At 41.1% G+C, this 25,514-nt stretch carries 22 protein-coding genes and 2 pseudogenes; 13 read left to right on the top strand and 11 right to left on the bottom strand.

Going from position 1 to position 25,514, the window contains the following annotated elements; all coding sequences use genetic code 11:
* Nucleotides 1–92 precede the first annotated feature (92 nt).
* Both CWC18_RS06455 and CWC18_RS06450 read right to left on the bottom strand, forming a co-directional pair.
* Nucleotides 93–592 (bottom strand): annotated as a pseudogene (locus tag CWC18_RS06455) (5-methyltetrahydropteroyltriglutamate--homocysteine S-methyltransferase); the annotation flags it as partial.
* Between the two features lie 29 nt (nucleotides 593–621).
* Entirely contained in the window at nucleotides 622–789 is a 168-nt protein-coding gene (locus CWC18_RS06450; RefSeq protein WP_138674942.1) for a hypothetical protein, read from the bottom strand.
* 292 nt (nucleotides 790–1,081) lie between these two features.
* Here CWC18_RS06450 and CWC18_RS06445 point away from each other — a divergent pair, with 292 nt between their 5' ends.
* Complete coding sequence (locus CWC18_RS06445; protein WP_138589597.1) at nucleotides 1,082–1,969, top strand: LysR family transcriptional regulator; 888 nt, start codon at nucleotides 1,082–1,084, stop codon at nucleotides 1,967–1,969.
* Nucleotides 1,970–2,030: 61 nt separating this feature from the next.
* Nucleotides 2,031–2,795 (top strand): YdcF family protein, encoded by a 765-nt coding sequence (locus CWC18_RS06440; protein WP_138589596.1) that lies wholly within the window; start codon nucleotides 2,031–2,033, stop codon nucleotides 2,793–2,795.
* Nucleotides 2,796–2,824: 29 nt separating this feature from the next.
* Here the strand turns inward: CWC18_RS06440 and CWC18_RS06435 are convergent, their stop codons facing one another.
* The gene (locus CWC18_RS06435) at nucleotides 2,825–3,577 is read right to left on the bottom strand and encodes a Nif3-like dinuclear metal center hexameric protein (protein ID WP_138674941.1); all 753 of its coding nucleotides are present in this window, start codon (nucleotides 3,575–3,577) and stop codon (nucleotides 2,825–2,827) included.
* 163 nt (nucleotides 3,578–3,740) lie between these two features.
* On the opposite strand from CWC18_RS06435, the gene CWC18_RS06430 reads away from it, so the two are divergent.
* Both CWC18_RS06430 and CWC18_RS06425 read left to right on the top strand, forming a co-directional pair.
* On the top strand, nucleotides 3,741–4,106 hold the full coding sequence (locus tag CWC18_RS06430) for a hypothetical protein (protein ID WP_138674940.1): 366 nt from the start codon (nucleotides 3,741–3,743) through the stop codon (nucleotides 4,104–4,106).
* Nucleotides 4,107–4,324: 218 nt separating this feature from the next.
* Nucleotides 4,325–5,107 carry a glycoside hydrolase family 18 protein gene (locus CWC18_RS06425; RefSeq protein ID WP_138674939.1) on the top strand — a complete coding sequence of 261 codons (783 nt, stop codon included), beginning with the start codon at nucleotides 4,325–4,327 and terminating at the stop codon, nucleotides 5,105–5,107.
* A 349-nt stretch (nucleotides 5,108–5,456) separates the two neighbouring features.
* Here CWC18_RS06425 and CWC18_RS06420 read toward each other — a convergent pair whose 3' ends face one another.
* Together CWC18_RS06420 and CWC18_RS06415 are read right to left on the bottom strand one after the other, a co-directional pair.
* The gene (locus CWC18_RS06420) at nucleotides 5,457–5,984 is read right to left on the bottom strand and encodes an SRPBCC family protein (protein ID WP_138674938.1); all 528 of its coding nucleotides are present in this window, start codon (nucleotides 5,982–5,984) and stop codon (nucleotides 5,457–5,459) included.
* Nucleotides 5,985–6,074: 90 nt separating this feature from the next.
* Nucleotides 6,075–6,785, bottom strand: a pseudogene (locus CWC18_RS06415) (EAL domain-containing protein).
* Between the two features lie 195 nt (nucleotides 6,786–6,980).
* Here CWC18_RS06415 and CWC18_RS06410 point away from each other — a divergent pair.
* A complete protein-coding gene (locus CWC18_RS06410; protein ID WP_138674937.1) occupies nucleotides 6,981–8,780 on the top strand; it encodes a winged helix-turn-helix domain-containing protein in 1,800 nt (599 codons plus the stop codon).
* Here the strand turns inward: CWC18_RS06410 and CWC18_RS06405 are convergent.
* The gene (locus CWC18_RS06405) at nucleotides 8,777–10,378 is read right to left on the bottom strand and encodes a formylglycine-generating enzyme family protein (RefSeq protein WP_138674936.1); all 1,602 of its coding nucleotides are present in this window, start codon (nucleotides 10,376–10,378) and stop codon (nucleotides 8,777–8,779) included. The two genes, CWC18_RS06410 and CWC18_RS06405, sit on opposite strands and share 4 nt — an antisense overlap.
* A 508-nt stretch (nucleotides 10,379–10,886) precedes the next feature.
* Between CWC18_RS06405 and CWC18_RS06400 the strand changes: the two genes are divergently transcribed.
* Nucleotides 10,887–11,141, top strand: a complete 255-nt coding sequence (locus CWC18_RS06400; RefSeq protein WP_138674935.1) for a helix-turn-helix domain-containing protein — start codon at nucleotides 10,887–10,889, stop codon at nucleotides 11,139–11,141.
* Nucleotides 11,138–11,698, top strand: coding sequence for a GNAT family N-acetyltransferase (locus CWC18_RS06395; protein WP_138674934.1), 561 nt, complete (start codon nucleotides 11,138–11,140; stop codon nucleotides 11,696–11,698). The genes CWC18_RS06400 and CWC18_RS06395 overlap by 4 nt, the downstream gene beginning before the upstream one ends.
* On the opposite strand, the gene CWC18_RS06390 is transcribed toward CWC18_RS06395, so the two are convergent.
* From CWC18_RS06390 to CWC18_RS06370, 5 genes are all read right to left on the bottom strand, one after another.
* The gene (locus CWC18_RS06390) at nucleotides 11,639–12,394 is read right to left on the bottom strand and encodes an SDR family oxidoreductase (protein ID WP_138674933.1); all 756 of its coding nucleotides are present in this window, start codon (nucleotides 12,392–12,394) and stop codon (nucleotides 11,639–11,641) included. The two genes, CWC18_RS06395 and CWC18_RS06390, sit on opposite strands and share 60 nt — an antisense overlap.
* Before the next feature lie 393 nt (nucleotides 12,395–12,787).
* Nucleotides 12,788–15,997: a S41 family peptidase gene (locus tag CWC18_RS06385; protein WP_138674964.1), complete on the bottom strand. Its 3,210-nt coding sequence runs from the start codon at nucleotides 15,995–15,997 to the stop codon at nucleotides 12,788–12,790.
* A 297-nt stretch (nucleotides 15,998–16,294) separates the two neighbouring features.
* Complete coding sequence (locus CWC18_RS06380) at nucleotides 16,295–16,777, bottom strand: FKBP-type peptidyl-prolyl cis-trans isomerase (RefSeq protein WP_138589586.1); 483 nt, start codon at nucleotides 16,775–16,777, stop codon at nucleotides 16,295–16,297.
* On the bottom strand, nucleotides 16,777–19,191 hold the full coding sequence (locus tag CWC18_RS06375) for a Lon protease family protein (RefSeq protein ID WP_138589585.1): 2,415 nt from the start codon (nucleotides 19,189–19,191) through the stop codon (nucleotides 16,777–16,779). Before CWC18_RS06375 ends, CWC18_RS06380 begins: the two co-directional genes overlap by 1 nt.
* Before the next feature lie 77 nt (nucleotides 19,192–19,268).
* Nucleotides 19,269–19,727 carry a zinc ribbon-containing protein gene (locus CWC18_RS06370; protein WP_138589584.1) on the bottom strand — a complete coding sequence of 153 codons (459 nt, stop codon included), beginning with the start codon at nucleotides 19,725–19,727 and terminating at the stop codon, nucleotides 19,269–19,271.
* Nucleotides 19,728–19,901: 174 nt separating this feature from the next.
* On the opposite strand from CWC18_RS06370, the gene leuS reads away from it, so the two are divergent.
* Genes leuS through rlmH form a run of 6 tightly spaced genes read left to right on the top strand, consistent with a single transcriptional unit; the run spans nucleotide 19,902 to nucleotide 25,506 of the window.
* The gene (leuS, locus tag CWC18_RS06365) at nucleotides 19,902–22,490 is read left to right on the top strand and encodes a leucine--tRNA ligase (RefSeq protein WP_138674932.1); all 2,589 of its coding nucleotides are present in this window, start codon (nucleotides 19,902–19,904) and stop codon (nucleotides 22,488–22,490) included.
* Between the two features lies 1 nt (nucleotide 22,491).
* On the top strand, nucleotides 22,492–22,989 hold the full coding sequence (gene lptE / locus CWC18_RS06360; RefSeq protein ID WP_138589582.1) for an LPS assembly lipoprotein LptE: 498 nt from the start codon (nucleotides 22,492–22,494) through the stop codon (nucleotides 22,987–22,989).
* Nucleotides 22,989–24,029 carry a DNA polymerase III subunit delta gene (gene holA, locus CWC18_RS06355; RefSeq protein ID WP_138589581.1) on the top strand — a complete coding sequence of 347 codons (1,041 nt, stop codon included), beginning with the start codon at nucleotides 22,989–22,991 and terminating at the stop codon, nucleotides 24,027–24,029. The genes lptE and holA overlap by 1 nt, the downstream gene beginning before the upstream one ends.
* A gap of 2 nt (nucleotides 24,030–24,031) precedes the next feature.
* On the top strand, nucleotides 24,032–24,661 hold the full coding sequence (gene nadD / locus CWC18_RS06350; protein ID WP_138589580.1) for a nicotinate-nucleotide adenylyltransferase: 630 nt from the start codon (nucleotides 24,032–24,034) through the stop codon (nucleotides 24,659–24,661).
* 54 nt (nucleotides 24,662–24,715) lie between these two features.
* Nucleotides 24,716–25,033: a ribosome silencing factor gene (gene rsfS / locus CWC18_RS06345; RefSeq protein WP_010362332.1), complete on the top strand. Its 318-nt coding sequence runs from the start codon at nucleotides 24,716–24,718 to the stop codon at nucleotides 25,031–25,033.
* A gap of 2 nt (nucleotides 25,034–25,035) precedes the next feature.
* Entirely contained in the window at nucleotides 25,036–25,506 is a 471-nt protein-coding gene (gene rlmH / locus CWC18_RS06340; protein WP_138674931.1) for a 23S rRNA (pseudouridine(1915)-N(3))-methyltransferase RlmH, read from the top strand.
* Nucleotides 25,507–25,514: the final 8 nt, after the last annotated feature.

The following is a 25,514-nucleotide window of genomic DNA, read 5'->3' as shown; positions in this document are numbered from 1 at the left end:
TGAGGTTATTTAATAACTTCGGGCTTTATATCTGTATTGAGTATCAAAATGCCTATAAACAGCATTTTGATACTCGAACACGCTCACTTCATTTAACCTAGCTCCACTCTAAGTTCTTTCGCTGCTCCGACCATATTATTTAGTGCTTCGCGTGCCTCTTCTCAACCTCTTGTTTTAGGCCCACAGTCTGGGTTAACCCATAAACACTCCACAGGCGCCTTTTTACCTGCTTTATGAACTAACGCTTTCATCCTCTCAATCTCAGGTCAATTGGGGCGGGGAATGTCGTACACCCCAGATCCACTCTAATTTGGGTAAGCACACTCTTCAAAGGCTTCCAGTAGCGCCATATTAGAGCGATATATTTCAATTGTAATAACATCTGCTTACATATCGGCAATGGCACTGATAATATCGTTAAACTCCACATAGCACATTTGGGTATGAATTAGCGTTGAATCTAACACACTGTTTGCTGATACTCTCAATGCGTATGTCGCCCACTCTAGGTATGATTGCCATTGGCTTACCTTTAATGACCCCCCTCATAAAACACGGTTTCATCAATTTGGATGATATCAATGCCTGCATGCTAGCTCAGTTAAAATGATTGCGTCGACTCTAACTCTGTAACAAATAATGATAACTACTATTAAACCATTTTGTCATTTCACTGGCCGCACATACGCACCCCGTTGGCGCTCGACCACGACCAATACGGAATAATGCGCACTTTAACTCACGCTTTTTGCCAACTCGAGGGAAACCGAGGTTACGTATTTTTGCCATGCGCTTTTAATTAAAATTGAATATTTAGACGTCTAAAAATTCAGTTTGCGATTGAATGGAATGCAATTGATGCTTCCTCAGAGATAACATGAACAAAATTAATTTGTAATTTTTGTAAAAAAGTTAAAATAAAAATGACAACGCTGTCAAAATTGGTGCTATAGTGATTTTGTTATAAACTAATCAATGCATGCTGGTTTTATAGACGGCCAACCTCTATTATGGCGATATTTACCATGCTGCTAGGTAGTAATTTGAGTTTTACTCACTAGATAAATGAGATTTATTGAAGATGATAGACATAAAACACTTAAAAACCATCTCTACTCTGAAAGAAACAGGCTCATTAGTTAACACCGCGCGTGAGTTATTTTTGACACAGTCTGCGTTATCACATCAAATTAAAGATCTCGAAAACAAGCTAGACTGCCAGTTATTCGAACGTAAAACACAACCTGTCCGATTTACGCCCCAAGGCATGTTATTATTAGAACTCGCAAGCGACATATTACCTCGGGTTGAAGCAACCAAGTGTCGCCTAAAAGAAAGTTTAAACCAGCCTATTTCACAATTACGTCTTAGCGTAGAGTGCCATGCATGTTTCCATTGGCTGCTACCCACTATAAAAGAGTTCAACAATTTTTGGCCAGACATTAAAGTCGATTATGAAAGAGGGTTTAGCTACGATGCGATTCCAGATCTTATGGAAGATGAATTAGATCTGGTGTTAACGTCTGATATTCGTGAACCTGATAAACTAGAATACGCACATTTATTTGACTTCAAGCTCAAGCTCATTGTTGCACCGGATCATGAACTTGCCAAAAAGGCCTATGTCACAGCACTCGATCTAAAAGATGAAACCATCATCTCTTACCCGATCCCAAAAGAGCGCCAAGATATATTTAAGCATTTTATACAAAATGCCCGTTTTGATGGCACCTTAAAAACAGTTGACCAAGGTTTACTCATTTTTCAATTAGTGAGTGCAGGTATGGGAGTCGCTGCATTACCTGATTGGTTAGTCACTCCCTATGAGAGCCAAGGCTTAATAAAGTCTATTCCATTAGGTGCGCTAGGCTTAAGTCGTCCGATGTATTTAGCAATGAAAAAGAATATGAAAGATAACCCTGTTTATCGTCACTTTTTAAACACATGTAAAATAAACAATGGACGTTAACCTGTTCATAGTCTTAAGTCTCTAATACACTGTAACCCAACATCCAAGGTTGGGTTCTTACATGTTTGAAATAAAAAAAATTATTGGCTCGGTACTGATGCCATTGCCACTGTCACTTCTTTTCATCGCATTTTGTTTACTCTTTGTCAGTAAAACAAACACCAAATCATTTATCATAACTTGGCTATTAGTCCTTTTCTTATGGGCTATCAGTACACCCTACGTTGCAAACCGAATCATTACGCCTCAAGAACGAGTATTAAAACCATTTAATGTCACTCAGCATACACACCTAGACAAAATAGTCGTATTGGGGTGCGATGTTTACCCAAACTCACAGCTTCCTAGTAATGGGCAGTTAGGGGGATGTGCACTCTCTCGACTAGTGGAAGGTTTAAGGTTGGCACACCACTACCCTCGCGCTGATTTAATTGTATCTGGTGGTGGACACAGTAAAACCTCTAATGCAGCTCTTATGGCAAAAACAGCTCAGGCACTTGGCATTCCGGCGCATCGCGTTAAACAAAACCCAAGGGCACTAGATACAAAAGATGAAGCAAGACTTTTAGCTCCTCACTTAGTCGATAGGCAGGTTGCGTTAGTCACCTCAGCCAGTCATATGTCACGAGCGACTGATTTATTTAAAGCACAAGGCGTAGAAGTGATCGCTGCCCCAATTCAATTTTATTCGCTAAGTAGTCAACCTCAATCAAGGCAATTTATCGCACAAGCGAGCATATTAAAGGCCGTCACCTCTCACTGTCATGAATGGGTCGGAAAAGCTTGGATCTCGTTGCTACGCACAATAGACCCTGAAGCCTTATAAATAAGTTAACAATGGATATAGATGCCCCATTATACGGGGTTATCTATATCAATAAATGTCACATCAAAACCATACTCACCAGCTAAGAACTCCCCCAAGGCTTTAATACCATAGCGCTCAGTTGCATGATGACCTGCAGCAAAAAAATCGATCCCTTGCTCACGTGCACTATGAATTGTTTGCTCTGATGCTTCGCCTGTTAAATAGGCATCAATGCCTTGCTCTGCAGCCAGATCAATATAACCTTGACCACCGCCAGTACACCAAGCAATCGTTTCAATTTTTTTGCCTCTAGGGGCACACACAAGGGGTTTACGTTCTAACACTTGAGCTATTTTTTGGGCAAACTCATCCGCGGTTAAAGGCGTATGTAACCTCCCCTTTACAGCGACACTATTTGCACCGCTTTCTAACCCGCCTTCAGGACGCATATCAAGTAATTTGGCCAGTTGTGCGTTATTGCCAAGTTCAGGGTGAATATCAAGCGGTAGATGATAACCAAACAAATTAATATCATTTGTCAACAAGCTGGTGATACGGCGCTTTTTCATACCCGTGATGGTAGGTGATTCACCTTTCCAAAAGTAACCATGGTGCACCAATATCGTATCTGCGCCTAGTTTAATAGCAGCATCAATTAATGCTTGGCTTGCCGTCACACCAGTGACTATTTTATGAACCGTTTCTGCTCCCTCAACTTGTAAACCGTTTGGTGCAAAATCTTTAATTGCACTCGGTTGGAGTAGTTGAGATAAAATATGGATGAATTCTGAACGCTTCATGACGTAACCATTGTTTTGTAGTAAATAATCGCAAATTTTGGCGGCAATACGAGCAAATTGGAAGCAAAAAACGTAAAAAATTGAAAAATTGCCCAAATATGGGTATAACTACTCTTTAAATCTTAATCCCGCATATCCGCGTATAACACGACTAGGATCTACGATGAGTAAACTAGATAAAACTGAAGTATTAAGCGCTTTTGAAGCCGCTTATGAAGCTGCCCACGGTAAAAAGCCAGAAATTGCCACTAAACCAGGCTGGTACAGCATTGATGGTGGCAAGAACATGCGCCTTGCAGATGTTGCAGCATTAACTGAAGAACTTACTTCAGGTTCAGCGACACCTAGCGAAGCAGCAGCGCCTGCTAAAAAAGCAAAAACAAAGAAAGCTGTAGCCCCTGTTGCTGCTAAAAAAGCACCTTTTATCGTTGTCAAAGAAAACGAAGAGGGTTACACCGCTGAAGAACTATGGATTGTAGAACTGGCACGCAAAGACCATGATTGTCGTTTGCCACGTGGTGTAGTTTAATTATTAACCACACAGTCAGACTTCCCTAAAAGCCGCAGTGATTGCGGCTTTTTTGTTCCCAGCACTTTCTCTTGAGCACATATGCTCAGCCAGAATTTCAAAACTGTTCACAAAAAACCACAGCATTACTATCACTAGAGTGAGCTCACGATACACAATATCACTGCGTCGAAGGTGCCTATGCGAATTGGCAATATCCACTCGGCGGGGTATTAGCGATAGAAGAGCTCAATAGCGATGCCCTCACCCACACCATACTTGCCTTTGCCTTTCCAAATGAAGGTGGCGGACTTGATACCCATTTAGTTGACACACATATCAATGATGCACTGCAATTTGGTCGAAGTAATAACATCGGTATCATTTTGTCCATTGGAGGCGCGGGCGTCAACTTTTTAAACCTGACTAAAGCAGATCTTAATGCGTTAGCAAAAAACATCGCTGATTATGCGATACAACATCGATTAGACGGCATAGACATAGATTGGGAACATTTTTCGACGAATGAGCAACCTAACCCAATTAAAAGCGGTAATCACCTCTATCTTTTAAAGCGGCTGCATGAATTATTACCCCAAGAAATAGACTTAGGTACAGAAGTTGAAGCTGGGTTTTGGAATGGCCCAAATTACCACCAAGACCTAGACATATATGCTGACTACATTCGTTTTATGGCATATAACTTTACAGGGCAATGGCCTAGATCGTTTATCGATCACCACAGTGCGTGGCTCTATACACAGATGGGCTTAGCGTCAGATACTCTAGGTAGCAATAGTATGATGCAAAAATACCCAAAAGAGAAAACCCTATTAGGCCTGCCGTTCTATCACAAAGGATTTGTAGATGGCCAAAGTGAGCAAGTCAGCATAGTGACCACAGATCATATCATAGAAAAATTAGTCAAAGACCGAGGCTTCGAGTTCAACTCAGGTCATGCTATTGCCGATACCACCCATTGGTACTGGGAAACCCCTGAGCTCATTAACAAGCAATCGTAATTTATTAAAGACAATCACGACCCAAGCGTTTGTATTTGAGAGTTGCATCAAGATAATAAAGATCCTGACTACAACCTATAAAATGCGATAGTCGAAGCACCACCAAAATGTGATGCATGAAGCGCTCAATGGTAAAGCTACCCAACCATTTACAATTAAGGTGATTCATTCAGCTTTAATGGACAAAATTATCGAGTAGAATCTGGGTCAATATATGACATGACACCTGACACATTCGGTCATGAGCATTTTTTTGTAAGTTGGGAAACTGTAAAACCAACTCAACGCTTAATAAAACAACTTTATAACAAGCCATATGTGGAGAGTCTATGGCTCTCTATACAACTCCTTATTCAAGGATCTCCTTTAATTTATTGAGCCCTGCTTGTAAGTCACCGCCAATCTGTTTTTCAAAATTGATAAATAAAAACGTTAAATTCATTGGATAATTCATGTGCCCTTGAAACCCCCAAGTAACCTGTGTGGTATCACCAATAGATTTAGTAAGCATATAAGCAGGCTCTGTCGCCTGAAAAGGCGCAATAAACCGCAGCTCATAGTCAATTCGTTCCAGCGGCTTTATGCCAATAATTTCTTGTTCTCCAACCCCCACATCAGGATGCTCGCTACTCCATGCCGATACAAACCCAACGTGCGCATCAGTACCTCTGTAAGCTTTTACCATATTAGGGTCAATATTGGCCCAACGACTATAATGATCTTGGTTTTTAAGGTATTTGATATAATCAAATACCACTTCTATCGGTTGTTCGATCACTACACTTCGCTCTACGTGATATGAGTTTTTAATAAACAATGCGAGAAGCAATGGCCCAGTTATCAAAAATAATAATATACTAAAAATTGCCTTCAACATTTTGTACCTCTAAATTCTATGGATTTTAAAAGCCTCGACTACTGTAGTTACACTCGACTTTATAAATATCGCTCTACTGTGTCTACAGCTTTATAACTTTGAAAAGTCAACACTTGGCAAACACTCAAAGCCCGGTTTGGCATAAAGTAGCCTTGAATTAAATCCATGCCTTCACTTTGTAACCACTCAAACTCTCTGATGTTTCAACGCCCTCAGCCAAAGTTGTGCTCTGTAATTTATGACACAAGCTAATGCAATGTCGTAAAATAACTTGCCGTCCTTTGTTTATATGAATATCTCGAACCAACCCCATTTCAAATTTAATAATATCGGTTTGAAAGTCAGCTAATGAATTTAACCCGGAATAACCTGAACCAAAATCACCCGTTGCGGTTTTAAAGCCCTGAGTACGGTAATAATCAACAAAACGCTTTATGTGCTCACTATCAGATATTTTCTCTATTTGGGTCAATTCAAACATGATCCTTACGACCGGCAAGCCGTGCTTTTCAGCAGCTGCTAAAGTAGTTCGAATACAACGCTGGGGCTGATACATCGCATTAGGCAAAAAGTTAGTACTAAGATAAGACGACAAATCTAACTTTGCTGCTAGTTCAATGGCTTTCACACAGCACATTGGGTCAAAGCATAACAGTTTTTATCATTTACTTGCGACAGTACTGAATACGCTGGTTCATTGTTGAGTCCCCGCGCTAACGCTTCATAGCCAAATATGCGTTTTGATTGCACATGAACGATAGGTTGAAAAGCAATCGTAAAATCAATACTAAGCTCCTCCAATTAAACACAATTAGCACACCTTACCAATTCATTCCCCTTTATTTACCACTCCTTTTGCCCATTGATAGTAGTTAAAGCGAGTTGTTGCTTAAGCGTTGTACAAGGTCACCATATTGTGATGCGGTGAATATCACTGCCATCTCTAATAAGGCTATGTAATAATATGCACTAAAATAATAAAAATAGATAAGAGTTATGGAGTTACTGTTTTCTCAATACCAGTATTCATGTCATAAACGGGTGCTGTATAAACGTGACGAACTGATTGTTTTAAAGCGAAATCAAACGTTACTACTTGAGTATTTCCTGCTAAACCCTAACGATATTCACAGTAAAGATGACATTTTGGACGTTGTTTGGCAAAACAAAGTGGTCTCTGAACAAGTTGTCTTTCAAACGATAAGTCAATTGCGGGCTATATTTGGTGAACAGTCCATCAAAACCTACTCCAAGAAAGGCTATAAATGGCAGTATCCTGTAACCAAGGGTGAGGTCAACGATCCGCTTCTCCCTCCCCAAAACATCGCAAAAAATAAAAAGTCTCCTTATGTTTTATACACCGCAATAAGCAGTGTTTTCATTTTACTTATTTTATTATTAGCGTCCCAGTGGCAAACACCTTCGCCACAAATCTCTTTGCACTTAGCCGTCAACGATCACGTTAGTGACTCTCGGAGCAAGTTACAACCATCAGATATCAATGCTCTTTCAAATCACGCTCTATTTTCAGTTAAAACCGTCGTCGTTCCCGAATCAAATCAGCAACATTTTTTATCACCACAACAAGCATGGAAAAGTGCCCAACTACCTCAGCAAAGTTGGCTTATTTGGGGGGATATATACCCTTCAGAGCAAGGCGTGTTTTTACATTATGGTTTATCCAAAAACGCCCGGCATTGGCAAGGTTACACCTTTGGAGAAACGGCAGAAACAGCCATGCTGGCATTACGGGAACAACTGAACCGACTGCACGATTTAAAGTTCTTTTCTACCAGTAAACCAATTCGTTTAGCCGAGCTACAAACAATGCATACATCCGCACCAAGTAATGAAGAGGTGACGCTATTACTAGCCAAGCATTTGATTCATGCTAAACAGCCCGATATTGCTATGGTTCATCTAGACAAGCTACTCGATAATGAGGGATATGCACAAAAAGCCTATCGAGCACAAGCTCAATGGTTAATAGGCATGATCTATAAAATGCGCAAGCAACACCAACAAAGCGCTCACCGACTAACTCTGATGAGTAAAGAGCTCAAGCAAACATCACTGTGGCCTTTACAACATGACTATATTAACACCAGTGCATGGTTGCATTACGAACAAGGGAATATAGCTGCGATGTTTCGTGTTTTAGAAGAGGCTATCACTCTCACTAAACAGCAACAAGAACCCCTAGCACAATTTGAATTCCATATGCTGTATTCAATACTGGCAAAAAAAGTCGACAATACGGTTAAACAATATGCTCAGCTAAATAAAGCCCAAGCTTTACTAATTGAGCATAATTTAAGTGATTCCAATAAAGCGATTGTGTATTTTCACTTTGCGTTATTTACAGAAGACAATGCACTTGCTTTACCCTATTTAAAACGCATTTTAAACATTCCTAGAACCGCGAGTAACTATTGGGTACTTGACCATGCCCTTGAAATGTTAGTGACATATTATATAGAGGTAAGGGATTTTGAATCAGCACATGCCTTATTTGATGGCGCTATAAAACAACCCGCTCAATTACTATTGAAAGCCCGAGTATTATTAGCTCAAGATTTAATTGATGACGCTCGCCCCTTGCTCAAAGAAGCATTTAATAAAGCTCGCTTAACACACAATAAACCGGCATCACTCAATTCAGCACTGGCGCTATACCAATTAGCATACTCAACACCTGAAATAAAAAGAGAATACTTGGCATTTTTACAAACCAACGGTTCTCAGCAATGGCTTGAGCAACATGGTGTTACCTCAGCCATTGCATTAGAAAATTAATCATCGATGTGATTTGGTATAAGTTCAAACCAATCAATTAACGCCCCGCTATTACCTACCGAGCGGATCTCTAACTGATCTGCTCCTGTTATTACCGAGCCGGGTACGCTAACTTCTTTAAATTCTTTACCACCGTGACCGTTAAACCGAGCCACAAGGTGATGCCCTTGCCAAAACTCTAGCAACGTATCCTTTGCTCCTCGCATACGTACATTTACAGTAACTACGCTGGAGGTCTCACTGCTCAAATCAAACTTTAGCCATGCTGGTTTAAATGGGATATATCCATCCGGTGTATGATGATCTGCATTTGTAGACAAACCAACGACTTGTAACTCATCCTTTTTACTCAACATACTATGTCGTTGTGAAAAATAATGTTCGGCCTCAACTTTTTGACCTATTGCTAATTTAGGGTATTGACCTGTATAAGCAATGTTACTGGCTTTACTTTGCATTCCATCTTTAACTGCATGTACTTTATAGCTTATAAAATTAGAAGATGGGTTTGAATCACGGTAGTTCGGTGCACTCAGACCGTCTTTTACAAGCTGCCACTGTCGGGTGCCCTTACCTTTGCTGTCTAAAACACTGCGATACAATGCATACGTTATACCTTCTCCATGAGCCACATCCCAACCAAGTTGCACTTGATGTTCAACTAGCTCTTTAGTAACAAGACCTTTAGGTGCAGTTGGTAGAGATTTTAGCTTGTTATGTTCAACCCTTTCGCGCTTTTGAGCGACTAATAAAGCGGCTTTAAACTGCTCGGAGTGATCAATAGCAAGCTCCTTAGCATCCAATACCAGACGAAAACCTTCAATGCTGCCAATAAAGTCAGCAGCAGTCCAACGTTCTTTGACTATATCACGTGGTTGCCAATGCCAAGCTGAGCCTCCTATTGCATATCGAGAACAGTGTTTATTGTCGCCATTTTTATATTCTATGCAGGTTTGAGTTAACTCTCTTACATTACCCAACATATCATGTAAACCAAAACGGTTAGGTCGATACATACCAACCACTGTGTGGTATATTGCACCATCATTGCAATCCACACTACGGGTATATTCAACACCATGATGTAATTTCAAAGCTGCAATGTTAGCGCTATCTTCAACATTTTCATATTCACATACGTCGCTATGCTCATAATCTTCTCCAAATGCAAATCGGCTTTTTTGGCCTGCTAGAGCGGCAAATTCATATTCTTCTATCGTCGGCAGGCGATATGACTTTCCCGTTTCTTTTGTTAGCCACTGCGCATAATCCATTGCTCCTTGCACACCAACGCACACCACAGGTCTGAATGGTTCGTTAACTAACTCGGGGCTATCCCAACTACCAGGCTTATCTGGAGAAGGCCATTGGCTTTTAGTGAATACCATACATTTATTAGGTATTGTGTACCCCGTCGCTTGCACAAAACGTTGAAATTCAGCTACGGTAACTTCGTATTTCCCCATATAAAATTGCTGGTCTATGTCTTGATTGTACATGGCGACTAAAACTGGTTCGATGGGCGTTACTGTACCCTGCACACTCGCCACAACCGAGTAGCTACTCACTAATAACAATGCTGATGTATATAGTTTCATATTTATGTCTCCTTTAAACTTGCGACTACTTTAGCTAAACAAGTCAGGGCATATCTTATGTAAAAACTATTTTCTATCAGGTTAGAAAATAAATAGAATAATCAGCGCTCAATAAGTCACGGTTTAAAACAGACATAAAAAAAGTAAGCCAATGTTATATAAGCTTTTTAATTTAAACCCCTAACCTTTCTTAGATTAAATATAACAAAGTACCTCACTCGAAAATCAGTTTTACGAAACACTGCAACAATTCAGTGCAAACGCTACTAAATTTTCCTATAAATGGTGCAAATTAGCCAAGTCGGATAATACATAAAACCATAACCAACTGAAATATATCAACTTTAAATATTGGTATGGTTTTTTCTTTAAAAATTGCACGCATTTACAACATAAGCAAACGTTATGTCAGACTTTTACCAAACTTTACACCTGTTATGGCACTTAGAGATCAGTATTTGGCAAATTCATGATGCTCACACCCCAGTCAAAAAGTGGAGTGCTCATAGTGCAACATAAACACAATGACAAAGAAGCAATGCGTTATGCATTGCGCGAGGTGCTAAATAAACAGTTATCTATTTCTAGTGCTGCTGACAAATACAAGCGACCACGAGTGGCTATTTACCGCGCAATTCGAGCACATCAAGCAAATACATCAGCACGTGTAACCAGCTTACACAACGCAAAGGAAAAATTAGAAATGCATATCGCACATATTCAAGCACAATTAACAAAACTTGAAGACCCTCAAACACCATGACTAGCCATATAAAGCAACTTACATCACTTTCGCAATACAAAGTGCAATTAACTGATTTACTCTTTCTGTGTATTAAAAGTGGTGCCTCTTTAGGGTTTAAAACTGATGTAGATAAACCGCAGCTCGCTACTTACTGGGAAGAGATAAACACGCAACTGAAAAGCCGTATTTTCTTTGGGTACTTTATACATAATACACTCGTCGGCTGCGTTCACTATACTCGATGTCAAAAGCAGAATGGATCACACCGTGCTGAAATAGAAAAGTTACTTGTTCATCCGCAATATCAACGTCAAGGAATTGCATCACTCCTCATGCAATCAATAGAGAGAGAGGCTACCAAACAAGGTATTGAGTTACTTGTTTTAGATACGCAGACGGGCGATAAATCTGAGTATTTTTATCAAAAAATACATTACACTAAAAGTGGGGAAATTCCCCACTTTGTATCTGACAACAATGGGGTGTTCTTCGGTACTAGCTATTACTTTAAAATACTACTTCCCACCAGCCAAATCAATAAAACTGCCAGTGACGAAGCTAGCCTCATCACTTAATAACCACACAATGGCATTAGCAACCTCTGATGCCGTGCCGCCACGACGCAGTGGTAATTGAGGCGCTAACCGAGAGACACGCTCCGCTTCTCCTCCGTCACGATGTATATCTGTATAAATACACCCGGGCCTAACACAGTTAACTCGCACACCATATTCTGCAAGCTCTAATGACAAACCTATGGTAAATGTATCAATAGCCCCCTTTGATGCAGCATAATCAACATATTCGTTAGCCCCACCCAACCTCGACGCCGCAGACGACACATTAACGATTGCACACTTTGACATATCATCCTGCTTTTTAAAGTGCTTAACGGCTTCTCTGGCACAAATAAAGTAAGGCGTAACGTTATGTTGTAAAATGTAATTGATACGCTCTGCCGTCATACTTTCAACTCGTTGCTGGTGGGCCAATACCCCAACGTTATTGACCAAATGCGTAATTGGTCCATACCTCAATGCCACTGATGAAAATAGCGCCTCTACCTGATTCTCATCACTTATATCAGCTTGAAACTCAGTAGCTTGACCACCAGCAGCGTTAATAGACCTTACCAACTCTTTAGCCGCACTATGGTTTTCTTTATAATTGATTGCAACAACATAGTCTCGCTCTGCGAGTAATGTCACCGCTGCGGCACCAATACCACGGCTGCCACCTGTTATTAAAACAACTTTTTTACGCGTTACCATACTGTTTCACTCTTATCCCCCATTATCTTCACCAGATAAAATGGACACCGTCCTATCAAAATTCATGCTATGTGCCTCACTTAACGTCATATTTAACCTCAGGTTTGAATAAGGGTTTTGGAATAGAAAATGTTTTGAAAACAAACTTACGTACAATCCAATGATGATATTTTGCTCAATATCAAGGCGCTTTTATGCAGTAATAGCGGGCTATTACAAATGAAAGCAACGCCGAGAGTGAGAAAAATAGCTTTATTGGGCAAATTCGCTTATCCAGAGCTGAGGTTACTTACCTATGAACACCAATCGTTTTCACGTATAAATAAGCAAACAATAACGGCTAATAAAGTGCTTAGCCGTTATGTCTATTTAAGTAAAAGTTAACACATGCTTCTACTGGCCAAAATTACTGGGAGCAGCAGGTACTGTTAAAGGCTTTTTCGGATTAGCTTCTAACTCATTAAGCAACTCTTTCACCGCACGTTCAACAGACGGGTCTTTACCCGCTTGAATTAACTCTGGTCGATCAATCACTTCAATATCAGGGCTTACGCCTTCATCTTCAATGATCCAATTACCTTCATTATCTAGAATACGGAAAGTCGCAGCAATCACAGAACCACCATCAACTAACCCAGGATTACCTGAAATACCAATTAAACCACCCCAAGTGCGAGTACCTATGAGTTTTCCAAGTCCCGCTTGTCGGAAGTAATAAGGGAGTGCATCGCCACCAGAACTCGAGTAACCATTGATCAACATCGCCTTAGGTCCATCGTGGGCAAATTGCGGTGTCTTAGTTGGTTCAACACCACGGCGCTTCCAATAATTTAACGGTTTTCGTGCTAACCATGTGATCATATGTTCAGGAATAAAGCCGCCGCCATTATACCGATCGTCAATGATCATGGCTTCCTTGGTTGTCTGTGGTAGAAAGTTTTTAAATAATGCGCGGTTACCTGCATAGTGGGTGTTTGGTAAATGCACATAACCCACACGACCACCAGACAATTTATCAACATATTCTGCGCGAGAGTTTGTCCACTCAAGGTATCTTAAACCTTGTTCACTTGCGACAGGTTTAACAATCACTTTCCAACTCTCCTCGAAGCTTGGCGATTGGTTCAAAACCAATTCAACTTGTTCCCCTTGGGTATTTTCTAATAACTCATAAAAATTCAAAACAGTGTTAACCGCACGGCCATTTACACTTAGAATATAGTCGCCAACATTGGCTTTTACGCCCGTTTCATTCAACGGTGAACGAAAATCCTCATGCCAGTTTTCACCTTTAAAAATATTCTCAATTTTTACAAAGCCAGACTCATGTGCACTAATTTGTGCACCTAATAAACCATGCTTTAAACGCGTTGCCTCTGGCATATCACCGGAGTTAACATAAATATGACCCGCATTGATTTCACCCGCAATCTCACTCAGTACATAATCTAAATCAGTACGATGCGCGATTGCGTCCGCCATAGGCTGATAACGCTTTAAAATCGCATCCCAATCTTGGCCATGATGATTCTCATCGTAGAACCAATCTCGTAACGTGCGCCACCCTTCTCTATACATTTGCGCCCACTCTATTTGTGGATCGATTTTCAACATCATATCACTCAGGTCAAGCTGAGTAGACTTTAAATCCTGCTTGGCAGCGGGCTTTATCACGCTATAATTTTTGCCCGATTTCACAATAATGTGCGCCATATTGGCCGACACTTTATAGCTGCTTACCCCTTTTGCAACTGTCGCCACTTTCTCGCTTGATTTAGTGGGTATAAGTTTCAATTGGCCGTCACTGAGCGTAAGCACCCCCCCTTTTACGCCCGTAAGATTGCGATAATTTCCTGCAGGAGTAGTTAATGCGACAGCACGCGTCATAAAGCCACTGCTATCTAGTTTGGTATCAACCGCTTTGTCTTCATCACTTGCCTCTGACGCATCACTTAGTATGCTCGCTTCATCGCTTTGTGGTGCATTTAATGCGCTTATTTGATCATTTACAGCAACCGAATAAATACGCGTTGCTTTATTGAACATATAGTCAAATTCATAACTGCTGAACGTTAAGTTATAATCACGCTCAGAAGTAAAATAAAGGTACTGACCATCAGGCGAGAATGTAGGGTTGGTTTCGCTCATCATCTCATCGGTTAATCGAGTAACCGATTTACTATTTATATTGTAATGCCAAAGTGATGCATAGCGGTTTTCGTTATTTTTAACAAACACCACATCTTCACTATTGGGTGACCAAATATACTGTGTTAAGCCATCTTCATTATATTTTGCGGTATCTATTTTGTGTTGCTTACCCGTTTCTACATCTAACCACCATAGCGTGTGATTTTTGTCTGCAAACAATAACTTCGTATTATCTGGCGACCAAAGAGGATCGAAACGCCAAATAGTCCCGTTACTCGTAAGTTGCTTCACTTCATTGTTATTGGCTCTATCACGCAAGTAAATCTCATATTCACCACTCTCATCACTCATGTAAGCAATATAACGACCATTCGCAGACCAAGTTGCTGAGATTTCACGGCCTGCTGGAGTGCGACTTAAATTGCGCGTTGGTCCCTGCTTCGCAGGTACACTAAATAACTCACCACGGGCACTGAATAGTACGCGTTTACCATCATGCGACACATCCATTGAATCAATAAAGTCACTCACGTTTTTACTGTAAGGCATGGTGTATTCTCGGCTGCCTTCAACATTTAGCGCTAACTTTTCAGTGCGTTTTGTCGCTTCATCAAACCGATATAGATATCCGCCATTTTCATACACTATGGCGTCTGGTCCTGCTGATGGCCAAAGTACATCAAAATCTTGATGGTTTGTCATCTTAACTGGTTTTTTCCCAGAGCGATGTTTGTATAGGTTGAGTGTATAGTTTCTATCAGATACAAAGTAGATACTGTCGTTTACCCAAGTAGGCTGCTGATCCGTCGCGCGGTTCGTTGTTAGTTGTTCTGAAGTATTATTCTCTAAATCATATACCCAAACATCTTGTGCTCGGCCACCTCGAGAGCGCTTCCAAGTCCTAAACTCTCTGTCTTTAGGGGTATAAACATACTTTTTCCCGTCGGGTGATAACATACCACCGCCCGTTTCTGGGATGTTCAGTGGTTGCTCGAGCCCACCAGCAACAGGCACCATAAACGGTCTACCAACCCGCTTACCATAAGGCGTACGATTTGCACGAAAAACGACATGCTGGCCGTCTGGTGTCCAATCTAATACTCGATAATCAAATCCACCACGAGGTGGCATCTTTCCTACATCGTTATAATAGGTAAGCTGCTTTAAATCGGAACCATCACGGTTAATTACATAAATTTGACGGCTGCCATTATACTGTGCCGAGAACGCAATCTTCGACCCATCTGGTGAGAATTTAGGAAAAGTTTCAAAACCGACATGATCCGTTAAGCGCGTACTCTTACCTGTTTTTCTGTTAGAGACATAAATATCTCCACCATAAACAAAGGTAACATAGTCTTTGTGAATATCGGGAAAGCGTAACAGTCGCGTATCTTCTGTTTGGTATGCAGCAGCCATAGGAGAGATCGCAGGTGCAATAGCCAAGGCCATGGCGGTAAATAGTGTACGTAATTTCAAAGTACAATCCTTATATTGTTATTTAATAACATAATAACAATATAATGAGATATGTCAGCATTGTGCGATAACTTACTGTAACAACATGTTAAAAGGCTGAAATACAACTATGGAGTACAAAGTAAGGTACGCTAAAGATTAGCCTCTTTAGACACATGCACCAGCTTGAACTTCGAATTACAAAAAATTGGCATCTAAAACCAGAGTCAACAGTTCACCAAAAAAGCCCATATGACAGAAGCTGGGCTATTTTATGCTTATTTATAGGCCCTAAGACTCTATTTTTAATAATTCAACCTCAAAGATCAATAACGAACCGGGCTCAATTTTACCTGCGGCCTGATCCCCATAACCTAAATTCGGGTGAATAAAAAACCGGAACTTATCACCAGCTTTCATTAACTGAACCCCTTCAGTCCACCCTGAAATAACTTGATTCAAACCGAAACTAATAGGGCTATTACGCTCAACCGAGCTATCGAATACGCTACCGTCTAACATCGTGCCGTGATAATGTACATTTACTTTACTGGTTGCTGATGGGTGTATTTCTCCTTCACCTTCAACCAACACTTCATATTGTAATCCAGACGATGTTTCGTGAATGCCTACCTTTTTCGCATTCTCAGCCAGAAACTCTTGCGCTTTTACGCGATTTAAACCAGCCACTTCTTTTTGCTGTTGCTTATTTTTATAAATAAACCCGCCAATGACGATTAAAACGACCAATAATATAATGTGTGTTGTCGACATTATTGCGACTCCTTATCACTGTCTTCTTCTTTGTCTTCACCATTTACCACATCGGCAATATGCTGCAAACGCGCTAACGCCAGTGCATTGATACTTGATTCTGGATATTGACCCTCAATAAGCTCACCGGCTTCAACCCCCGTCAATAAGTTCAATGCTTCATCCACCGTTTCCACGGCATAAATATGAAAACGACCGGCTTCACAGGCTATAATAATTTCATCATTTAGTACTAAGTTAACCAAATTAGAACGTGGAATAATGACCCCTTGCTCCCCAGTCAACCCACGCATCTTACATAATTTAAAGAACCCTTCAATCTTCTCGTTAACACCACCCACCGCTTGTACTTCGCCATGCTGGTTAATAGAGCCCGTTAAGGCCAAAGATTGGTTAATCGGCAATTGGGTAATGGCAGAAATTAAACCACATAACTCGGCCAATGACGCACTATCACCATCGATATACCCGTAGCTTTGCTCAATCGCAATGTTTGCACTTAACGTTAAACTAAATTCCTGGGCGTACTTATTCCCCAAGTAACCAGTCAATAGCATCACCCCTTTAGAGTGTATTGCTTTACCGAGCTCAGCTTCACGTTCAACATCAATGACGCCATCAGCACCGGCATACACCGTTGCTGTAATACGCGCAGGTGTGCCAAACGCCGTATCTCCAATATGGAGTACCGTTAAGCCATTAACCTTACCTATCGCGCTGCCTTGTGTTGCAATAAGCGTATGACCCTCTTTAATATCACTGAGCATATTTTCACTCAATTGACCGGTACGGTATTGCTTACCTACAATGGCTTCATCAATATGTTCTGCGGTGATCTCTGTTTCATTGTCTTGCTTTGTATAAAAGCTCGCTTCTGCGACCAATTCCAATACATCCGCAAAACGTGCCGATAGTTTAGTTTGGTGCTCAGCTTGGCGGTAACTAAATTTCAGCAATCGCGACAAGGCATCAGCAGTTAAAGTACATGACAAGGTTGTATCGCAATACTCTTGTACTTTACTGATAAATTGATATTGCATCTTGTCTGAGCTTGGTAAGTAATAATCAAAATCCGCCAGCACTCTAAAGAGTTCAGCAAATTCCTCATCATATTCACCAATGGTGTAATACAGGTCTCGCGAACCCAGTAAAATAATTTTAACATCTAGTGGGATCAACTGCGGCCTAAGTGTAAAGCTACTGCCTACTGAATTGTCTTGATAAGGTAAATCATTTTTTATCTGGTGTGTTTTTAATGACAGCTTTAAACCATCCCACACCTGTGGGTTCGCCAATACTTTGTCAGCATCCATAATAAGATAACCGCCATTGGCACGGTGCAATGCACCTGCTTGAATAGAGCGGTAACTGGTAATTAAATTACCTTGTGATGCCGCATATTCTACTTTACCAAAAATATTACCAAACGTTGGGTTTGGTTCGTAGACGACAGGCGCTGCGTCACCATCTTTATACTCAATTAAAATGTTAGGCGCAAAAAAGTCACTCAGCATCCCTTTTGAGTCAAAGTCATCTTTGCCTTCTTCGCTCGATATATCATCATCAAGCCACTCTAAAACAGCATCAACAATTTCTATTCGTAAATCTTTTAAATAGCGGACCACACCAATATGATTAGCATATTTGTGCTCTAGTGTTTTTATCAACGGCTTTGTGGCAATTTCAACCGTCGATTTCTTTAAGTTTCGAAGCTTTTCAGAAGACTCTCGCTTCCAACGTGGTAGCTCTATTAATGCTTCTATTAACGCATCCTCTAGCCCTTCAATGGCTTCAAAGAAATGGCTTTGCATTTTTTCATCTAAAGCGGCGAATTCAGCATCGTCTAGCTGCTTGCCATTCACGACTGGAGCAAAACCAACTTGATTATTTTCTTCCAGTAACGCCACACTTTTCTCAGCGGCTAATTGTTCAACCGCATTTAATGCCGCATCATATTTATTATCAAAATGGCGGTCTATTGATTTCTTTTTTCGCTGATACCCTGGGTTGTCAAATGCAGCAGGAAACGTATCAGCCACTTCATCTAAAAACTCATCAATATCATCGGCAAGCTCTTTACTTTGACCCGCTTGCATAAACATTGCGATAGGCTCTCGGTGGTCTTCATAATTATTAACGTACAACCATTCTTTTGGTGTCTGACGTGTTTTACTATGCGCCTCTAACTTATCTTTCACCATGGTGAAACGACCTAAAGCAGCTTCGCCCATTACAAACACGTTATAGCCTGGCAACTCCATGCCCAAAGCAAAATCAAGTGCCGTTTGCGCACGTTTTTGCCCTATAAAAGAAAGCGACTCGGGGTACGGGTTTTGAATACAAGTTTGCACGTGACTTAATGACACCGTCGGTGCAAGCGCGTCTTGAGAAAGTGGGGCTAATTTTTTGGTCATTATTAACTTCTTATCATCAGCGTCAGTATAAAAACTACTGAGGGAGTGCAGCTAAACCATACGACCTAGTCTGCTCATTATGGAGACAATGCTTTTCTTATAAACTCAGTGTGTTCACATTCAGAACAAGGTGAAATCTCACTGGCATACAGCACGTCCAATTTATGATCGCAATTCTTACATACTAATTGTCCCATTGCTATCCATTCACCCGCCTTATAAACACCATCATGTTCAAAGTCTTGCAAAAGTGCCAACCACTCTAACTGAGTGCGGTCTTCTAGTTGCGATAATTCATACCAAATAGAGGCTTTCAATTCTTGCCATGCTAAGTCATTGTAATGGCGTTGATGAGTACTGAAATGTTCGAGGTCACGACGTAAATAATAATGATATTGCTGAATTTTTTCTTTTCCTAATTGCTGTAAAGCCTGTTGTTGCTCGACAAACTTTTCAATTAAGTCATCTAGCTCGTGATCTTTAACGTCTTTTAGCCACTCACTAAAGTGTGTTAACCATTGCTTATAAGCAGACATTTTATACCCCACGTCAGTCTTCTTATTATAACTATAGCTTATTCACGCCGTAACGCGGGGTTCACCCACAAAATCGAAGCAACAAAATGGCTGCTAGATACTGTGAATCAGCCTTTATTTGGGGTATGCTAGCGAACAATTTTTTATTAATTTGCAAGAAGTCTGGAAACGTAGATGCAAGAGCAATATAACCCGCAAGACATTGAGTCAAAAGTCCAACAACACTGGGAAGAAAACAAGACATTTAAAGTTGTCGAAGACGAAAGCAAGGAGAAGTATTACTGCCTCTCAATGTTCCCATACCCAAGTGGTCGACTGCACATGGGTCATGTTCGCAACTACACCATTGGTGATGTTGTATCCCGCTTCCAACGTTTGCAAGGCAAAAACGTCATGCAGCCTATGGGTTGGGATGCCTTTGGCTTACCAGCAGAAAATGCCGCGATTAAAAACAACACAGCACCCGCTAAATGGACCTATGAAAATATCGATTACATGCGTGACCAACTAAAGCAGCTTGGCTTTGGTTACGATTGGGATCGTGAAATTGCGACATGCCACCCTGAATATTACAAGTGGGAACAGTGGTTTTTCACCAAACTATATGAAAAAGGTTTAGTTTACAAAAAAATGTCAACAGTAAACTGGGATCCTGTTGACCAAACTGTGCTCGCAAATGAACAAGTTATTGACGGAAAAGGCTGGCGCTCAGGTGCCGCGGTTGAGCAAAAAGAAATTCCACAGTGGTTCATTAAAATCACTGATTATGCGCAAGAATTGTTAGATGATTTAGATAAGCTAGATGATTGGCCTGAACAAGTTAAAACTATGCAACGCAATTGGATTGGTCGTTCTGAAGGGCTAGAGATTGACTTCAAGCGTGCAGATAACAGCGAAACGTTCACTGTTTATACAACGCGCCCTGATACCTTTATGGGTGTGACCTATGTGGGTGTTGCCGCAGGCCACCCAATAGCACAAGAAGCAGCTAAAAATAATGCCGCCATTGCCGCATTTGTAGAAGAGTGCAAAAACACCAAAGTTGCAGAAGCCGATATGGCAACTATGGACAAAAAAGGCATTGATACTGGCTTTACTGCAGTCCACCCATTAACTGGCAAAGAAGTACCAATCTGGGTTGCTAACTTCGTCTTGATGGATTACGGCTCAGGTGCCGTTATGGCAGTACCAGGACACGACCAACGTGACTTTGAGTTTGCTACCGCATACGGACTTGAAATAAAACAAGTTATTGCCCCTGAACAAGGTTCTGAATTAACAGCAGACATAAATAAAGAAGCCTTTACTGAAAAAGGTGTATTGATCAATTCAGGGGAATTTGACGGCTTGGCATTTAAAGCTGCATTTGATGCGATTGCGGATAAATTAGAAGCACAAGACGCAGGTAAACGTAAAGTTAACTTCCGTTTACGTGATTGGGGTGTAAGCCGCCAAAGATATTGGGGGTCGCCAATCCCAATGCTAAGCGATGAGCAAGGCCAAGAGCTTGCGGCCAGCGAAGATACGCTGCCAGTACGTTTACCTGAAGATGTCGTCATGAATGGCGTTACCTCTCCACTTAAAGCTGACCCTGAATGGGCTAAAACCACTGTAAATGGCGTGCCAGCGTTTCATGAAACAGATACATTCGATACCTTTATGGAGTCATCTTGGTATTATGCCCGTTACTGTAGTCCACGTTACGACGAAGGTATGCTAGAGCCAGGTGCGGCAAATTATTGGTTGCCTGTTAATCAGTATATTGGCGGTATCGAACATGCTATTTTACACTTATTGTATTCTCGCTTTTTCCATAAACTATTACGTGATTTTGGACTAGTTAACTCAGATGAACCATTTGAGCGTTTACTGTGCCAAGGTATGGTATTAGCAGAAACCTTCTACCGCAAAGATGAAAAAGGCGGTGATATCTGGATCTCACCCACGGATGTAGAAACAGAAACAGACGACAAAGGCCGTGTTACAAAGGCTTGGCACAAAGATGATGGCCAGCCGGTATTCTCATCAGGCATGAGTAAAATGTCAAAGTCGAAAAATAATGGTATTGACCCACAAACTGTTATCAAACAGTACGGTGCTGATACAGTACGCTTATTCATGATGTTTACCGCACCGCCGGAGCAAACATTAGAATGGTCAGATTCAGGTGTTGAAGGCGCGCATCGCTTCCTTAAACGTGTTTGGAAATATGCAGTGGACGTTAACGCGGCTGGTAAAGCTGAATTAGACACAAGTGCATTAAACAGCAATCAAAAAGTATTACGTCGTGAAGTACACAAAACCATCGCAAAAGTCACTGATGATTTATCACGTCGTCAAACATTCAATACTGCAATTGCCGCAATCATGGAGCTATCGAATAAGTTGGCTAAAGCGCCTCTTAAAGATACACAAGATATTGCCATTGCAAATGAAGCGCTGCACGCCATCGTCATTATGCTTGCCCCAATTGCACCACATATGTGTCATGAGCTTTGGGCTGAACTTGGCTTTGAGTCAGATATTCTCGATGCTGCTTGGCCAAGTGTTGATGAGTCAGCATTAGTTGAAGATGAAAAACTGATTATTGTACAAGTTAATGGCAAGCTACGCGCCAAACTAACCGTTGCCGCAGATGCAACACAAGAACAGGTTGAAGCAATCGCATTTGCACAAGAGAACGTTACCAAGTTCACTGATGACAAAACCATTCGCAAGGTAATCTATGTGCCTGGTAAGCTGCTAAACGTGGTAGCAAACTAAGATGCGCTTTGCTCATTTTGTAAAACACGGAGCAGCGCTTGCGCTGTTCTGTGTTTTGTTATCAAGCTGTGGTTTTCATTTAAAAAAAGCCTCATATCTTCCTGATGACCTACGTACTATCACTTTAACCGCTGATAATCCGCGCTCTGAGGTATATGAATTACTAAAAAGTGATTTAGAACGTGCGCAAGTTGCGTTACTCCCTACCAATAGCTCATCACAACATACAGCACTGCACTTATACAAAGACACCTTGGAACGACAAACATTAAGCTTGTTTAAAAATGGTCAGGTGGCGCAATATGAATTAGCGTATGCGGTCACTTACCGAGTGAGTAGGCCGGGTAAAGAACCTGTAGAACAAGGCTTTGAGCTTTACCGTAATTATCAAGATGATCCCGATAATGCACTCGCAAAAGCGAAAGAATTGGATATCATTTTACGTGAGCTTCGCCAACTGGCTAGCAAACGTATTGTTAGAGAGCTATCACAACTATAATGCGCAGTTATGCAAATCAACTCGCCAGTCACTTAAATAAAGCATTACACCCTTTTTACATGGTGTTTGGTGAAGAGCCTTTTCAAATGGCACAATGTGTCTACGAAATAAAACAAGCAGCGAAAAAACAAGGCTTTGACGAAGTTGTTAAATTCAACTTATTGCCAGGGTTTGATTGGCAAGAATTACTTGCACAATATAACAGTATGTCATTGTTTAGCGACCGTACCCTAATTGAGTTTGACTTAAACCAGCTCAAACCTGGTACCCTAGGCAGCCAGGCATTCAAATCTCTTACTGAGTATCTTAACCCAGACGTCATCGTGATCATAAAAGGATGTAAAGCGGGTCAAGACATTCAACGAAGTGCGTGGTTTAAAGCATTAGATAAGCATGGGTTATTTGTCCCCTGCTATACACTCGCTGGTAATCATTTACACCGTTGGCTAGATACACAATGTAAGCAACTCCAGCTTCATTTAGCGCATGAAGCAAAAACGAGCTTGCTCGAAGCCACCGAGGGCAATTTACTCGCTACCTATCAAGAACTCGAAAAGCTCTCTTTGTTGTATAAACATGAGCCTATTGATCAAACACAAGTACTCAGTGGCCTGCTCAACCAAGCAAAGTTTGATATCTTTGACTTAAATACGGCTTTATTACAAGGTAATTCGAATACCGCGATTAAAGTGCTGTTAAAGCTTGCAGATGACAATATTGAACCGATCAGCATAATTTGGACATTCAATAAAGAAGCACAAACCTTGCTCGCTATTAAGTTAGGCATGCAAACAGGTCAAAATATGGCGCAGTTGTTCAAGCAAAATAACATTTGGAAAAATCAACAAGCCGCAACTCAACAAGCTCTTGAACGATTGACAATTGAACGACTCCAACAAATCATTCATTTTTTAGCTGAATTTGACTCAGCCTATAAACGTTCAGCCATGGTTGCACCTTATCAAGCACTTGCCCATATTGCTCTGGCATTTTGTATGCCGTTGAATATACCGCTACCTTACCAATATGAAGAAACATAACCATGATTGCTTTATTCGGTGGGACATTCGATCCTGTTCACAGCGGCCACCTGAATATGGCCCGAAACTGCGTTGCTCAATTGTCATTGACGCAATTACATTTTTTACCGTGTGCATTACCCGTACATAAAGCTGCACCGGGAATTACTGAGCAACACCGTTTGGCCATGCTCAGGCTAGCAATACAACACAACCCACATTTTTCTATAGATACTCGCGAATTACAGCGTGAAGGCCCGTCCTATTCTCTGCTTAGTATTCAAGAGTGTCGTGCTGAAAATCCAGATACTCCCCTGCTTTTTTTAATGGGTATGGACTCCTTTAACAGCTTGCCTAGCTGGTTTGAATGGCAAAAAATCACATCTTTATGCCATATTATCGTCTACCAAAGACCAGGGGAAGTTCGTTCGAGTAACCACGTACTTAGCAACTATCTAAGTAACTGCGAAATAACAGAACCAACCCTATTGCACAGTCTTGTAGGGGGATTATGCTATTTTTTAACAGGCACAGTAGAAGATGTGTCATCAAGTGAAATTCGTGAACGCCTAAAACATCAACAACATACGGAACGTTTCTTAGAACCGAAAGTCAGAGAGTATATTCGTAAACATAACTTGTATGCTGATTAAGGTCTTTTGCTGTGCTAAAATCGCCGACTATTTTATAACTTAAGAGAAAATCAGTTGAATTCAGAGCAACTTTTAGACTTTGCATTAGACAAAGTTGATGATATGAAAGCCCGTGACGTCGTTAAATTAGACGTAAGAGATGTATCTACCGTTACAGATTACCTTGTTGTTTGTTCAGGTAATTCAAAGCGTCATGTACAGTCAATCGCGGACAACGTTGCAAAAGCTGCACGCCACGCCGGTGAAGAGCCTCTTGGTCAAGAAGGGCAAGATGTAGGTGAGTGGGTGCTGGTTGATTTAGGTGACGTCGTTGTTCACGTGATGCAAGACCAAACTCGTAGCCTGTATGATCTAGAGAAACTTTGGGGCTAACTTTGAAAATACAATTGGTTGCCGTTGGCACAAAGATGCCTGCATGGGTCGAAACAGGGTTTAAAGAATATCAACGTCGCTTTCCAAAAGACATGGCGCTGGAGCTACTAGAGATCCCTGCTGGAAAACGCGGGAAAAATGCTGATATTAAAAGGATTTTGCAAGTCGAAGGAGAGAAAACCTTGGCTGCAATCCCAAAGTGCAACCGAATTGTAACACTAGAAGTAACCGGTAAAGCATGGGATACCCATGACTTAGCCAAGCATATGCAAAAATGGCAACTCGACGGCAGAGATGTAAGCCTGCTTATTGGTGGTCCTGAAGGATTAGCACCAAGCTGTATTGCTGCCTCAGAACAAAAATGGTCACTCTCTAATTTAACCCTTCCCCATCCGCTGGTTCGCATTATTGTGGCAGAAAGCCTGTATCGTGGTTGGAGCTTAAATACAAACCACCCTTACCACCGAGAGTAATTCACGCC

The organism is Pseudoalteromonas aurantia (assembly GCF_005886875.1).
GTDB lineage: Bacteria > Pseudomonadota > Gammaproteobacteria > Enterobacterales > Alteromonadaceae > Pseudoalteromonas > Pseudoalteromonas aurantia_A.
This window is presented reverse-complemented; position numbering and strand designations above follow the sequence as displayed.

What these genes read in the sequence shown, in the direction of transcription:
- CWC18_RS06375 (WP_138589585.1), bottom strand. Translation starts at nt 19,191, where the DNA reads ATGACCAAAAAATTAGCCCCACTTTCTCAAGACGCGCTTGCACCGACG.
- CWC18_RS06445 (WP_138589597.1), top strand. Translation starts at nt 1,082, where the DNA reads ATGATAGACATAAAACACTTAAAAACCATCTCTACTCTGAAAGAAACA.
- CWC18_RS06420 (WP_138674938.1), bottom strand. Translation starts at nt 5,984, where the DNA reads ATGTTGAAGGCAATTTTTAGTATATTATTATTTTTGATAACTGGGCCA.
- CWC18_RS06450 (WP_138674942.1), bottom strand. Translation starts at nt 789, where the DNA reads ATGGCAAAAATACGTAACCTCGGTTTCCCTCGAGTTGGCAAAAAGCGT.
- holA (WP_138589581.1), top strand. Translation starts at nt 22,989, where the DNA reads ATGCGCAGTTATGCAAATCAACTCGCCAGTCACTTAAATAAAGCATTA.
- CWC18_RS06440 (WP_138589596.1), top strand. Translation starts at nt 2,031, where the DNA reads ATGTTTGAAATAAAAAAAATTATTGGCTCGGTACTGATGCCATTGCCA.
- CWC18_RS06435 (WP_138674941.1), bottom strand. Translation starts at nt 3,577, where the DNA reads ATGAAGCGTTCAGAATTCATCCATATTTTATCTCAACTACTCCAACCG.
- CWC18_RS06395 (WP_138674934.1), top strand. Translation starts at nt 11,138, where the DNA reads ATGACTAGCCATATAAAGCAACTTACATCACTTTCGCAATACAAAGTG.
- leuS (WP_138674932.1), top strand. Translation starts at nt 19,902, where the DNA reads ATGCAAGAGCAATATAACCCGCAAGACATTGAGTCAAAAGTCCAACAA.
- lptE (WP_138589582.1), top strand. Translation starts at nt 22,492, where the DNA reads ATGCGCTTTGCTCATTTTGTAAAACACGGAGCAGCGCTTGCGCTGTTC.
- nadD (WP_138589580.1), top strand. Translation starts at nt 24,032, where the DNA reads ATGATTGCTTTATTCGGTGGGACATTCGATCCTGTTCACAGCGGCCAC.
- CWC18_RS06405 (WP_138674936.1), bottom strand. Translation starts at nt 10,378, where the DNA reads ATGAAACTATATACATCAGCATTGTTATTAGTGAGTAGCTACTCGGTT.
- CWC18_RS06430 (WP_138674940.1), top strand. Translation starts at nt 3,741, where the DNA reads ATGAGTAAACTAGATAAAACTGAAGTATTAAGCGCTTTTGAAGCCGCT.
- CWC18_RS06370 (WP_138589584.1), bottom strand. Translation starts at nt 19,727, where the DNA reads ATGTCTGCTTATAAGCAATGGTTAACACACTTTAGTGAGTGGCTAAAA.
- CWC18_RS06410 (WP_138674937.1), top strand. Translation starts at nt 6,981, where the DNA reads ATGGAGTTACTGTTTTCTCAATACCAGTATTCATGTCATAAACGGGTG.
- CWC18_RS06380 (WP_138589586.1), bottom strand. Translation starts at nt 16,777, where the DNA reads ATGTCGACAACACACATTATATTATTGGTCGTTTTAATCGTCATTGGC.
- CWC18_RS06390 (WP_138674933.1), bottom strand. Translation starts at nt 12,394, where the DNA reads ATGGTAACGCGTAAAAAAGTTGTTTTAATAACAGGTGGCAGCCGTGGT.
- CWC18_RS06385 (WP_138674964.1), bottom strand. Translation starts at nt 15,997, where the DNA reads ATGGCCTTGGCTATTGCACCTGCGATCTCTCCTATGGCTGCTGCATAC.